At 71.2% G+C, this 12214-nt stretch carries 11 protein-coding genes and 1 riboswitch; of the genes, 6 read left to right on the top strand and 5 right to left on the bottom strand.

Annotation, left to right across the window (positions count from 1 at the left end; genetic code table 11):
• Window positions 1-34: 34 nt before the first annotated feature.
• The gene (gene purU, locus AC1RTC_RS15730) at window positions 35-892 is read right to left on the bottom strand and encodes a formyltetrahydrofolate deformylase (protein ID WP_493157310.1); all 858 of its coding nucleotides are present in this window, start codon (window positions 890-892) and stop codon (window positions 35-37) included.
• A gap of 99 nt (window positions 893-991) precedes the next feature.
• Here purU and AC1RTC_RS15735 point away from each other — a divergent pair, with 99 nt between their 5' ends.
• Entirely contained in the window at window positions 992-2197 is a 1206-nt protein-coding gene (locus AC1RTC_RS15735; RefSeq protein ID WP_493157312.1) for an MFS transporter, read from the top strand.
• A 200-nt stretch (window positions 2198-2397) separates the two neighbouring features.
• On the opposite strand, the gene AC1RTC_RS15740 is transcribed toward AC1RTC_RS15735, so the two are convergent.
• Window positions 2398-3702, bottom strand: a complete 1305-nt coding sequence (locus AC1RTC_RS15740; protein ID WP_493157314.1) for a beta-N-acetylhexosaminidase — start codon at window positions 3700-3702, stop codon at window positions 2398-2400.
• A 58-nt stretch (window positions 3703-3760) separates the two neighbouring features.
• A riboswitch (ZMP/ZTP riboswitch) is annotated at window positions 3761-3848 on the top strand.
• Between the two features lie 42 nt (window positions 3849-3890).
• On the opposite strand from AC1RTC_RS15740, the gene glyA reads away from it, so the two are divergent.
• Window positions 3891-5180, top strand: coding sequence for a serine hydroxymethyltransferase (gene glyA / locus AC1RTC_RS15745; protein WP_493157316.1), 1290 nt, complete (start codon window positions 3891-3893; stop codon window positions 5178-5180).
• Between the two features lie 96 nt (window positions 5181-5276).
• Window positions 5277-6152, top strand: coding sequence for a bifunctional methylenetetrahydrofolate dehydrogenase/methenyltetrahydrofolate cyclohydrolase (locus AC1RTC_RS15750; RefSeq protein ID WP_493157318.1), 876 nt, complete (start codon window positions 5277-5279; stop codon window positions 6150-6152).
• Here AC1RTC_RS15750 and AC1RTC_RS15755 read toward each other — a convergent pair.
• The 3 genes from AC1RTC_RS15755 to galT all read right to left on the bottom strand — a co-directional run bounded on the left by AC1RTC_RS15755 (window position 6149) and on the right by galT (window position 9405).
• A complete protein-coding gene (locus tag AC1RTC_RS15755) occupies window positions 6149-6886 on the bottom strand; it encodes a hypothetical protein (RefSeq protein ID WP_493157319.1) in 738 nt (245 codons plus the stop codon). The genes AC1RTC_RS15750 and AC1RTC_RS15755 overlap by 4 nt on opposite strands.
• Window positions 6887-7166: 280 nt before the next feature.
• The gene (gene galK, locus AC1RTC_RS15760; protein WP_493157321.1) at window positions 7167-8324 is read right to left on the bottom strand and encodes a galactokinase; all 1158 of its coding nucleotides are present in this window, start codon (window positions 8322-8324) and stop codon (window positions 7167-7169) included.
• Entirely contained in the window at window positions 8317-9405 is a 1089-nt protein-coding gene (gene galT, locus AC1RTC_RS15765) for a galactose-1-phosphate uridylyltransferase (protein WP_493157323.1), read from the bottom strand. Before galT ends, galK begins: the two co-directional genes overlap by 8 nt.
• Before the next feature lie 18 nt (window positions 9406-9423).
• Here galT and AC1RTC_RS15770 point away from each other — a divergent pair, with 18 nt between their 5' ends.
• Genes AC1RTC_RS15770 through AC1RTC_RS15780 form a run of 3 tightly spaced genes read left to right on the top strand, consistent with a single transcriptional unit; the run spans window position 9424 to window position 12196 of the window.
• Window positions 9424-10227, top strand: coding sequence for a DeoR/GlpR family DNA-binding transcription regulator (locus AC1RTC_RS15770; protein WP_493157325.1), 804 nt, complete (start codon window positions 9424-9426; stop codon window positions 10225-10227).
• On the top strand, window positions 10224-11144 hold the full coding sequence (locus tag AC1RTC_RS15775) for an aldose 1-epimerase family protein (RefSeq protein ID WP_493157327.1): 921 nt from the start codon (window positions 10224-10226) through the stop codon (window positions 11142-11144). Before AC1RTC_RS15770 ends, AC1RTC_RS15775 begins: the two co-directional genes overlap by 4 nt.
• Window positions 11105-12196 (top strand): VIT1/CCC1 transporter family protein, encoded by a 1092-nt coding sequence (locus tag AC1RTC_RS15780; RefSeq protein WP_493157329.1) that lies wholly within the window; start codon window positions 11105-11107, stop codon window positions 12194-12196. Before AC1RTC_RS15775 ends, AC1RTC_RS15780 begins: the two co-directional genes overlap by 40 nt.
• The last annotated feature ends 18 nt before the right edge of the window (window positions 12197-12214 follow it).

The raw sequence follows: 12214 nt of genomic DNA on the forward strand, positions 1-12214 counted from the left end.
AGTCTATTGGCGGGGCCGCAGCGGCGGCATCCCGCTATTTGAAGATGATCGTGCGGGCGCCGTCCAGCAGCACGCGTCGCTCGGCGAACCACTTCACCGCCTGCGTGAGGGTGCGGGACTCCTCGTCCTGGCCGATCGCGACCAGCTCCTGCCAGCTGCGCGAGTGGTCGACGCGCACCACGTTCTGCTCGATGATCGGGCCCTCGTCGAGGTCGCTCGTGACGAAGTGCGCCGTGGCGCCGATGAGCTTCACACCGCGCGCGTGCGCCTGCTTGTAGGGGTTCGCGCCCTTGAAGCCGGGGAGGAAGGAGTGGTGGATGTTGATCACCCTGCCCTCGAGGGCCGCGCAGAGCTCGGGGGAGAGGATCTGCATGTAGCGCGCCAGCACCACGAGCTCGATGTCGTGCTCCTCCACCACCTCGAGCACGCGCTGCTCGAAGGCGAGCTTCTGGCCCGGGCTCGTCACGTGGTGCGCCTCGAACGGCACGTCGTAGAACTCGGCGAGGCCCGACAGGTCGGGGTGGTTGCTGAGCACGAGGGGCATGTCGACCGAGAGCTGGTCCGCGCGCTCGCGGTAGAGCAGGTCGTTGAGGCAGTGCCCTGCCTTCGACACCAGCACGAGGGTGCGCAGGGGGCGGCCGACGACGTCCAGCTCCCAGGTCATCCCGTACCTCGCGGTCACCGGGGCGAGGGCGGCTTCGAAGGCGTCGCGGGATGCCGCGGACTCGACCTGGAGGCGCATGAAGAAGCGCCCCGTGTCGTCACTGGAGAACTGCTGCGACTCGGTGATGTTGCCGGCGGCCTCCACGATCGCGCCGGAGACGGCGTGCACGATGCCGGGCCTGTCCTCGCAGACGAGGGTGAGGATCCAGTGTGTGGAGGCTTCGGTCACGCAACCAGCGTAGGGCCTAGGCTTGATGGCGACCGCGCATGGCCCGCGCCGTCCCGCTGGCGACGCACGCCGCACAGATCGAACGGAACAACCGTCCTCATGGACGCGCCAGTCACTACTGCCAAGCCTTTCCCGTGGGTGGGTCTCTTCACCCTCTCCGCCCTCATCTTCATGATGGTCACGAGCGAGTTCCTGCCGACCGGGCTGCTGCCCGAGATCGCGGAGCAGCTGAAGGTCTCCGAGTCGCAGGTCGGCATCCTCGTCACCGTCTTCGCGGGCACGGTCGTGCTCACCGCCACGCCGCTCGCCGTGCTCACCCGCCGGTACTCGCGCAAGTCGCTCGTCCTCGTCGTGCTCGTGGTCTTCATCCTCGGCAACGTGCTCGCGGCCGTGGCGCCGACCTACGAGGTGCTCGTCGTCGCCCGCGTGATCGGCGGACTCGCGCACGGGCTCTTCTGGTCGGTGGTCGGCGCCTACTCGGCGCACCTCGTGCCCAAGCACCAGCTCGCGCGCGCGATCTCGATCACGGGCGGCGGCGGCACGGCGGCGTTCGTGCTCGGCGTGCCCCTCGGCACCGCCCTCGGCCACTCGCTGGGCTGGCGGCTCGCGTTCGGCATCCTCGCCGGAGCGGTGCTCGTGCTCACCATCGTGACGGCGAAGCTGCTGCCCGCCGTGCGCCACGGCGAGGACCTCGCGACGGGCGAGATCCCGCTCCCGATGCGCAAGGACCCGACCGTGCCCGGCGTCATCATCGTCGGCGTGATCGTGGTGCTCGTCGCCCTCGGGCACAACCTCTTCTACACGTACATCGCGCCGTTCCTCATCGGCCCGGTGGGCATCGACCCGAGCGCCGTCGCGGGCGTGCTCTTCCTCTACGGCGGTGCGGGCGCCATCGGGCTCGTCCTGGCCGGGACGCTCGGCGACAAGTTCCCTCGCGGCGCGATGGTGGGCGCGATCAGCATCGTGCTGGTTGCAGTGAGCGCCATCGCCCTGTTCATGCACGTCGAGTGGATCGCGCTCGTGGCCGTGGGGGTGTGGGGTGCGGCGTTCGGGGCGCTCCCGAGCCTGCTGCAGGCGCGGATGCTGCACACGGCGTCGGTGCGCGTGCGCGACGTCGCGGCATCCTATTTCACGACGTCCTTCAACTTCGCGATCGGGATGGGGGCGCTCCTCGGCGGCCTGGTGCTCGACACCGTGGGTGTGGCCTCACTGCCCCTGTTCGACATCGGGATCACCGTAGTTGGCCTCGCGCTCGTGATCTTCGCGAACGCGTGGCTCGCGCGACGGGCGTACCGCCTGCACTAGTGCCACCCGCCCATGCGGAGGGCACAGTGCCACCCGCCCATGCGGAGGTTTCGACACCATGCGCGCGCCGAAACATCCGCATCGGGTCGAAACCTCCGCATGGGCGAACGGGGCCGCGGGGCGAACGGGGCCGCATGGGCGAACGGGGCCGCGGGCCCGCGGGGCCGCGGGCGCGGCGGGCCCGGCGGGCGCCGCGCGCCCTAGTTCTGCCCGGGGAGGCCGAGGTAGTGCTTCACGCCCAGTTCGTCGAGCAGCGCCACGAAGCGGTCGAGCCGAGGCGAGAACTCGGCGAAGTCGCGCGGGCCGGCCGGCGACCACGCGATCTCGGCGATCGAGGCGATGCGCGGAAACGCCAGGTACTCGACGTCCCGGATGTCGGCGAGCGTCTCCGTCCACATCGGCGCCTCGACGCCGAGGATCTGCGACTCCTCGAGCCCAGGGATGATCGCGGCCGGATCCCAGTCGTAGGACTGCGGGATCGACGTCGGCCCGGCCCACTCCAGCCCCAGCTCGGTGAGCGCGTCGTACTTCTGGTCGAGGTAGGCGGCGTTCGCCGGCGACATGATCACCTGGCCGCCCTGCTCTACGAACGAGAGGGTGTGCTCGGCGGCGCCGTCCTGCGGGGTGGTGTAGCTCCAGTACTGCCCGATCGTGCCCGCGGGCAGCTCGGTGCTGCGGCCCATCTCGTGCCAGCCGATGAGCGTCTTGCCGTGCCGGGCCGCGATGGCGGTGGCACGGCCGATGAAGTAGAGGAAGTCCTCGTCCGTGGTGGACAGTGACTCGTCGCCCCCCAGGTGCAGGTACGGGCCCGGGGTCATCGCGGCGAGCTCGCGCACGACGTCATCCACGAACTCGTACGTCTTCTCGCTGCGGATCGCGAGCGAGCTGAACCCGACCTCGATGCCCTCGTATGGGGTGGCCGGGATGTCGCTGAGCTCGGGGTAGGCGACCGATGCGGCGTTCGTGTGGCCCGGCATGTCGATCTCGGGCACGACGGTGATGAACCTCGACGCGGCGTAGTCGACGATCTCCTGGTAGTCCGCCTTCGAGTAGAAGCCGCCGCCGCCCCCTCCGATCTCGGTGGTCGCCCCCGACTTCGTGAGCTCGGGCCAGGAGTCGATCTGGAGGCGCCAGCCCTGGTCGTCGGTGAGGTGCAGGTGCAGGTGGTTGACCTTGAGCAGCGCGATGTCGTCGATGTAGCGCTTGACGTCCTCGACGCCGAAGAAGTGGCGCGCGACGTCGAGCATGGCGCCGCGGTAGGCGAAGCGCGGGCGGTCGTCGATGCTCACGAACGGAACGCGGCCGTCGACCGTGAGCTGGCGCAGGGTCTGCCGGGCGAAGAAGGCACCCGCGTCGTCGCCCGCGGAGATCCGGATGCCCGCGCCGTCGATCTCGAGGGTGTAGCTCTCGGGCGCCCCGTGACCGAGGGAGACGTCGGCGTCCACGAGGTCGCGCCACCCCTCGTGCACGGTCATGGACGCGGGGGCGGGGATCACGGAGGTCATGGGGCCTTCATTTTGTCAGGAGTCCTAACTAACTATTCGCCCATTCTGCCAGATACACTGTTGACGTCGCGACTGGCGTTGAGATGGGCAACCATCGGGGAGCGGCAATCTCCACCTCGAGTGGGCCGTACGCCTGGGCCCACCGGATACCGTTAGTCCTATCCGTTGAGTGTGTTGAGGAGCCGCCAGTGTCGTCTACGTTCAATTCCCCGCTGTCTGAGGTCGATCCCGAGATCGCCAAGGTTCTCGAGCAGGAGCTAGGCCGCCAGCGCGGAACGCTCGAGATGATCGCGTCCGAGAACTTCGTGCCGCGCGCCGTCCTCGAGTCCCAGGGCTCGGTGCTCACCAACAAGTACGCCGAGGGATACCCCGGCCGCCGCTACTACGGCGGCTGCGAGTTCGTCGACATCGCCGAGTCGCTCGCGATCTCGCGCGCGAAGGACCTGTTCGGTGCGGCCTACGCGAACGTGCAGCCGCACTCCGGCGCCTCCGCCAACGCCGCCGTCCTCTCCGCCATCGCCGAGCCCGGCGACCGGATTCTCGGGCTCGAGCTCGCGCACGGCGGGCACCTCACCCACGGCATGCGGCTCAACTTCTCCGGCAAGCTGTACGAGGCGCACGCCTACGGCGTCGACCCGGACACGTTCCTGGTCGACATGGACGTCGTGCGCCAGAAGGCCCTCGAGGTGAAGCCGCACGTGCTCATCGCGGGCTGGTCGGCCTACCCGCGCCAGCTCGACTTCGAGGCGTTCCGCGCGATCGCCGACGAGGTCGGTGCGAAGCTCTGGGTCGACATGGCGCACTTCGCCGGTCTCGTCGCCGCCGGGCTGCACCCCTCGCCCGTGCCGCACGCGCACGTCACGTCGTCCACGGTGCACAAGACCATCGGCGGCCCGCGCTCGGGCTTCATCCTCACCAACGACCTCGAGCTGCAGAAGAAGATCAACTCGAACGTGTTCCCCGGCCAGCAGGGCGGGCCGCTCATGCACGTCATCGCCGCCAAGGCGACCGCGTTCAAGCTCGCCGGCGAGCCCGAGTTCAAGGACCGCCAGGAGCGCACCATCCGCGGCGCGAAGATCCTTGCCGAGCGCCTCACCGCCGCCGACGCCGTCGAGCACGGCATCGACGTGCTGACCGGCGGCACCGACGTGCACCTGGTGCTCGTCGACCTGCGCAAGGCCGCGATCCACGGCCAGGACGCCGAGGATGTGCTGCACTCGGTCGGCATCACCGTCAACCGCAACGCCGTGCCGTTCGACCCGCGCCCCCCGATGACGCCCTCCGGTGTGCGCATCGGCACGCCGGCCCTCGCCACCCGCGGGTTCGGCGACGCCGAGTTCACGGAGGTCGCCGACATCATCGCCACGGCCCTCAAACCGAGCCCGGATGTCGCGGCCCTCCGCGCCCGTGTCCTGAAGCTCACGGACGGCTACCCGCTCTACCCGGGTCTCGAGTCGCCCGGAAAGTGGGCTGAGTAAGGCGCTCTAGCGCCTGTATCGAAACCGGTTGCTCGACTGCGAGGTTTCGATACGGCCGCGGGCGGCCTACTCAACCAGCTGAAGATCGGAGAAGTCATGACCGCAACGACACTCGACGGCGTCGCCACCGCGACCGCCGTCAAGGACGAGCTGCGCGGCCGCATCGCCGCGCTCAAGGCCCGCGGGGTCGTGCCGGGACTCGGCACCCTCCTTGTCGGCAGCGACCCCGGCTCCCTCTCGTACGTGGCGGGCAAGCACCGCGACTGCGCCGAGGTCGGGATCGAGTCGATCCGCGTGGACCTGCCGGCCGAGGCATCCGCCGACGATGTTCGCGCAGCGATTGCGGAGCTCAACGCGAACCCGGCGGTTACGGGCTACATCGTCCAGCTGCCGCTGCCGGCGGGGCTCGACGAGAACGCGATGCTCGAGCTGATGGACCCGGACAAGGATGCCGACGGACTCCACCCCACGAACCTCGGCCGTCTCGTGCTCGGCGTCGGCGGCGAGATCACCTCCCCGCTGCCGTGCACCCCTGCCGGGATCGTCGAGATGCTGCAGCGCTACGACGTGCCGATCTCGGGGAAGCACGTCGTGGTCGTCGGTCGCGGTCTGACGGTCGGGCGCCCGCTCGGCCTGCTGCTCACGCGCAAGGGGCTCGACGCCACCGTCACGCTCACCCACTCCCGCACCGAGGACCTCGAGAGCTACGTCCGCCGGGCGGACATCCTCGTCGCGGCGGTCGGGGTGGCGGGCCTCATCCAGCCGTCCTGGATCAAGCCGGGCGCAGCGGTTCTCGATGTGGGAATCACCCGGGTGGTGAACCCGGAGACCGGCAAGGCCAGACTCGTCGGCGACGTCGATCCCGGGGCGTCCGAGGTCGCGGGATACCTCTCGCCCGTGCCGGGCGGAGTCGGGCCGATGACGCGCGCGATGCTGCTGAAGAACGTGGTCGACGCGGCCGAGCGGCTCTAGACCCCCGGGGTGTTGAGCTCGCACGCGCCGGGGCGCGCGAGCAGTGCGCTGGTCCATGAGGACGCGCGGTCGCTCAGCGCGCGGGCGGCCGGGCTGACGGTGATCGTGCAGTCGCTCAGCTGCGGGTAGCGGGAGTCCGTGGCGTCCGTGCCCGGCTCCGTCGCGACGCCGAAGCCGTAGGTCAGGGTCGCCCAGCCCTCGGCGGAATCGGGGGCGGCTCCCACCGGGGTGACGCCGCGGATCGCGCCGGGCACGAGCACCTGCACGCTCGAGCAGTACGACTGGAACGCCGTGTAGTCGCCCTGCCAGACGGACGTGCCGGCCATACTGACGACGACCTGCCCGCTCGGAGCCCACTTCTTGCCGCCCGTGGAGAGGTCGGTGGCCGTGACGGAGCTCACGACGAAGTCGCCGCCGGGGAAGCGGCTGCGCCAGCCGTCGCACTCCTCGTCGAGCTGGGCGGTCACTGCGGTCACGTCTTCGAGCGTCGAGACGGGTGCATAGACGACCTGCTCGAGGTGGGCGACCGCGCCGACGGGGGAGGTGAGGGTCGCCGAGATCGTGAACAGCACATCTCCCGAGGCGGTCGGCGCCGGGGTGGGCTCCGTGCTGGTCGGCGACGGTGATGGCGAGGGGGTGCCGCTGGGCGTGCCCGAGGCACCGGGCACGGGCATCACCCCGCAGCCGCTGAGGGCGAGGACGGTGAGCACTGCCGCGACGTGAATGAGCCTCATGGGTTGAAGATACCAATACGCTGGTCACGTGAGTGCACGGAAGCGGTTCCCCTGGGCGAGACTCTGGGTCGGAGTGGGGAGCGTTGTGGCTGTCGCGCTCGCGGTCTGGTTCGTGCTGAAGGTGTTCGGAGGCTACTAGCCCCGGGCGCGCAACCCCGCGCGCAACCCCGGGCGGAGTCCGTTGCGGAGGACGGCGCGCCGTGTGGGGCGCGCGGCGCTGGACTCCGGCGGCGTGTCGTCCTCCGCAACGATGCTGTCCGCAAACGATGCCGTGCGGGGTTCAGTCCCGGCCGGCCCCGTCGCTCGCGGTGACCGTGAACGTGGTCGGCTGGGAGAACCCGTGCTCCGCGAAGGCGCCGTCGATGGCGACCTGGATGCGCGAGACGCCCTCCGACGGGACGAGCGCGATCGCCGCTCCGCCGAAGCCGCCGCCGGTCATCCGGGCACCGATCGCGCTGTTGGCCTGGGCGGTCTCGACGGCGAGGTCGAGCTCCGGCACGCTGATCTCGAAGTCGTCGCGCATGGAGACGTGCGAGGCATCCAGCAGCCCTCCGATCGCGAGCGGGCCCTCGGTGCGCAGCGCGGCCACTGTGTCGAGCACCCGCTGGTTCTCGGTGATCACGTGCCGCACGCGGCGGAACGTCTCGTCGTCGAGCACCTCGCGCGCACGGGGGAGGTCGTCCACGCTCAGGTCGCGCAGCGAGCCGACGCCCATCAGCCGCGCGCCCAGTTCGCAGGATGCCCGCCGCGCCGCATATCCGCCGGTGGCGTGGTCGTGCGAGACCCCGGTGTCGATGACGAGCAGCTCGAGCCCGGCCGCGGCGAAGCCCAGCTCCACGAGGGACGACTCGAGCGAGCGGCAGTCGAGGAACACCGCGTGGTCGTGGCGGCCGAGGAGCGACGCCGACTGGTCCATGATGCCGGTGGGCGCTCCGACGGCCTTGTTCTCGGCGAGCTGGCCGACGCGCGCGAGGGTCTGGCGGTCGAGGCCCAGCTGCCACACCTCGTTGAGGGCTACCGCGACGGCGCTCTCGATCGCGGCGGACGACGACAGCCCGGCGCCCACGGGAACCGTCGACTCGATGTAGAGATCGACACCGGGCACGGCGCCGAGGTCGGCGCCGTGCTGTCCGAGCGCCCAGGCCACGCCGAGCGGGTAGGCCGACCAGTCGCGCAGCCGCTCGGGGGAGAGCTCGGCGATCGCGATCTCGGCCACCTCGTCGGCGAACGCGGACGCGACGCGGATGACGCCGTCCTCCCGCGCTCCGAGCGCGACGACCGTGCGGCGGTTGATGGCGAACGGCAGGACGAAGCCCTCGTTGTAGTCGGTGTGCTCGCCGATCAGGTTCGCCCGGCCGGGGGCCGACCAGATGCCGAGCGGGGCGGATCCGTAGATCTCTGCGAAGCCCGCAGCGACCTCGTCGCGGATGTCAGACACGTGCAATCCCTTCGCGGATGAACTGGGCGGCCTGCTCCGGTGGGATGTCGCCGATCCATGCCCCCATCGCGCTCTCCGAGCCCGCGAGGTACTTCAGTTTAGATTCGGCGCGGCGGGGCGAGGTCACCTGCAGCATGAGCCGGATGTCCCCCCGCGACTCCACGACGGGGGCCTGGTGCCACGCCGCAATGTACGGGGTGGGGGTGCCGTAGAGGGCGTCGAGGCCGCGCAGCAGCTGCAGGTAGAGCCCGGAGAGCTCGTCGCGCTCCTCCGGGGAGGTCGCCGCGAAGTCGGGCACGTGCCGGTGGGGGAGCATGTGCACCTCGAGGGGCCACCGCGCGGCGAACGGCACGTAGGCGGTCCAGTGCTCGCCCGAGAGCACCACCCGCTCCGACCGCCGCTCGAACGACAGGATGTCCTCGAAGAGCGTGGGGCCGTGCATCCGGAGCGATTCGATCAGGCGCTGGGTGCGCGGCGTCACGTAGGGGTAGCTGTAGATCTGGCCGTGCGGGTGGTGCAGGGTGACGCCGATGGCCTCGCCGCGGTTCTCGAAGGGGAACACCTGCGCGACGCCCGGCAGTGCCGAGAGGAACTCGGTGCGGTCGGCCCAGGCCTCGATCACCGTGCGCGCCCGGGACGTCGTGAGCGAGCCGAACGAGCCCTCGTGCTCGGGGCTGAAGCACACGACCTCGCAGCGGCCGTGGGAGGGGGCCGTGCGGCCCAGGGCGAGGCCGGAGAGGTCGAGCTCGCCGAGGTCCGGGCCGAAGGACGGCGAGCGGTTCTCGAACACGGCGACGTCGTAGTTGCTCGGCACCTCGGAGGGGTTGGCGGGAGTCGCGGGCGCGAGCGGGTCCTGGTCGGCGGGCGGCAGGAACACGCGGTTCTGCCGGGCGGCGGCAATGGAGATCCACTCGCCGGTGAGCGGGTCCTGCCGCATGGTCGCGGTCGCGGGGCGGGGGTCGAGCGCGCGGCCGTCGATGGCCCGGTCGGGGCCGAGGGCCGTGTCCGCGTCGTCGTAGTAGACGAGGTCGCGGCCGTCGGCGAGCTTCGTCTCGTGCTTGGTGATCCCGGCGGTGAGCATGGCATTACGATATCGAAAGTGAAGGTTTCGAATACGAAGGATTTCGTAAGCGCAGGACCCCGGCGGCAGCTCCTGGCCCGGCTCGTCGCGGAGCGCGGCTTCCTCCGCGTCGCTGACGCGAGCCTCGAGCTCGGGGTGAGCGAGGTCACGGTGCGCGGCGACCTCACCGCCCTCGAGAGCGCGGGTGCGCTCGTGCGGGTGCACGGCGGGGCGATGCCGGTCGTGATCGGCGCCGAGTCATCCCTCGAGTCGTCTCTGGACCGGGATGCCGCGGCCAAGCGCGCGATCGGACGCGCCGCCGCGCGGCTCGTCGCCCCGGGGCAGGCCGTCTACGTCGACGCCGGGAGCACGGCGATGGCCCTCGCGCACGCCCTCGTCGAGCGGCAGGACCTGCACGACGTCACGGTCGTCACCTGCGGGCTCACGATCGCCCTCGCCCTCGAGCCCGCGCTGCCGCGCATCACGGTGATCGTCACGGGGGGCACACTGCGTCCGCTGCAGCACTCGCTCGTGAGCCCGTTCGCCGTTCCCATGCTCGAGTCGCTGCACCTGGATGTCGCGTTCATCGGCTGCAACGGCATCCACCCCACCGGCGGCGTCACCAACGTGAACCTGCCCGAGGCGGAGATCAAGACCCGCGTGCTCGCCCGCGCCAAGCGTCGCGTGCTCATCGCGGACGGCACCAAGGCCGGCCGGATCGACCTCGCGGTGATCGGCGGGCTCGACCGGTTCGACTCGCTCGTGACCGCGGGGGAGGCACCGGCGGGCGCGCTCGCCGAGCTCGCGGCGGCGGGGCTGGCTGTCGATAGGGTTGACGCGTGACCAGCCCCATCGAGCCCACCGGCGTGCAGTACACCATCACCCGCGGCAACGCCTCAGCCACCATCGCGGAGGTCGCCGCGGCCCTTCGCGGGTACACCGTGGGCGGAGTCGAGCTCGTGCAGTCCTACCCGGACGGGATGCTGACGCCCTTCGCCTCCGGCATCATCCTCATGCCCTGGCCCAACCGCGTCGCCGACGGCGTCTGGACCCTGGACGGCGCCGTTCAGCAGCTCGACCTCACCGAGCCGGCCCGTCACAACGCGATCCACGGGCTGCTGCGGTTCGCCGGCTACCGCCTGATCGAGCGGACCGAGTCGAGCGTGACCCTCGCCGCGACGGTCTTCCCGCAGCACGGCTACCCGTTCCACCTTGAGACGAGCGTGCGGTACGAGCTCGTGGAGGGCGGCCTGAGCGTCACCCACGACGTGCACAACCTCTCCGCCGTGAAGGCCCCGGTGGCCAGCGGCGCCCACCCGTTCCTCACGATCGGCGACGTGCCCGCGGAAGAGCTCGTGCTCACCGTGCACGCGTCGACCTATTTCGACGTGGATGACCGGCTCCTGCCGCACGGCGAGCTGCCGGTCGACGGCACCAAGTACGACCTGCGCCAGGGGGTCCCGCTCGGCGGCCTCGAGCTCGACACCGCGTTCGGCTCCGTCGTCACCGTGGACGGGGTCGCCGCCTCGCTGCGCGCGCCCGACGGCCGGGAGGTGCAGCTCGTGCAGGACGAGGACCACCCCTACGTGCAGGTGTTCACGACTACCGAGTACCCCACGCTCTCCGGCCCTGGGCTCGCTGCCGCGATCGAGCCCATGACGGCGGCGCCCGACGCGCTCAACTCCGGCCTCGGGATGGCCTGGGTGGAGCCCGGGTCGACGTGGAACGCGGGCTGGGGCATCCGGGCAGTCGGCTTCTAGTGCGGGAGCCCTCGCCCGCCGACCTGCGCCGCTGGCGCAAGCACCTCGCGGCCGAGCGCGCGGAGGCCTCGGTCTACCGCGACCTGGCCGCGCGGCGCACGGGCGAGGAGCGCGAGATACTGCTCGCGCTCGCCGACGCCGAGGGGCGCCACGAGCAGCACTGGCTCGATCTGCTCGGCGACCGGGTGGGCAGGCCGCGGCGGGATGCCCGCACCGCCGTCCTCGGATTCCTCGCGCGCCGCTTCGGCTCCGTGTTCGTGCTCGCGCTCGCACAGCGCGCGGAGTCCCGCTCGCCGTACGAGGCCGACGCCGACGCGACCGACACGATGGCGGCGGACGAGCGCATCCACGAGGAGGTGGTCCGCGCGCTGGCGGCCCGCGGGCGGCAGCGGCTCTCCGGCACCTTCCGCGCCGCGGTGTTCGGCGCGAACGACGGCCTCGTGTCGAACCTGGCGCTCGTGCTCGGCGTGAGCGCCTCCGGCATCGACACCCGCATCGTCCTCCTCACCGGCATCGCCGGGCTGCTCGCGGGCGCACTGTCGATGGGCGCGGGCGAGTTCGTCTCGGTGCGCTCCCAGCGCGAGCTCCTGGATGCCACGACCCCCAACGCGAACGGCAGCGAGTCGGTCGCGGCCCTCGACGTCAACGCGAACGAGCTGGCCCTCGTGTATCGCGCCCGCGGCATGTCGGTCGAGGACGCCGAGGCGCACGCCGCCGACATCCTCTCCGGCAGGCAGCAGATGGCGCAGGCCGATCCGGCCGCCCACGAGAGCGTCGGCAGTGCACTCGGCGCCGCGGTCTCGAGCTTCTTCTTCTTCGCGTCGGGGGCGATCATCCCGGTGCTGCCGTACCTGTTCGGCGCCCAGGGGCTGACGGCCGTCTTCATCGCGGCCGTGCTCGTGGGCCTCGCGCTGCTCGCGACCGGCTCCGTCGTCGGACTGCTCTCGGGCACCTCGCCGCTGAAGCGGGCGCTGCGGCAGCTCGCGATCGGCTTCGGCGCGGCCGGCGCCACGTACCTCCTCGGCCTCCTCTTCGGCGTCTCCGCGGGCTAGCCGCCCGCGCGCCCGCGC

The organism is Rhodoglobus sp. GW821-FHT12B09, assembly GCF_058809925.1.

Excerpts from the sequence above, each read along its gene's own strand:
- AC1RTC_RS15735 (WP_493157312.1), top strand. The coding sequence starts at position 992 with ATGGACGCGCCAGTCACTACTGCCAAGCCTTTCCCGTGGGTGGGTCTC.
- galT (WP_493157323.1), bottom strand. The coding sequence starts at position 9,405 with ATGCTCACCGCCGGGATCACCAAGCACGAGACGAAGCTCGCCGACGGC.
- AC1RTC_RS15755 (WP_493157319.1), bottom strand. The coding sequence starts at position 6,886 with ATGAGGCTCATTCACGTCGCGGCAGTGCTCACCGTCCTCGCCCTCAGC.
- AC1RTC_RS15750 (WP_493157318.1), top strand. The coding sequence starts at position 5,277 with ATGACCGCAACGACACTCGACGGCGTCGCCACCGCGACCGCCGTCAAG.
- AC1RTC_RS15740 (WP_493157314.1), bottom strand. The coding sequence starts at position 3,702 with ATGACCTCCGTGATCCCCGCCCCCGCGTCCATGACCGTGCACGAGGGG.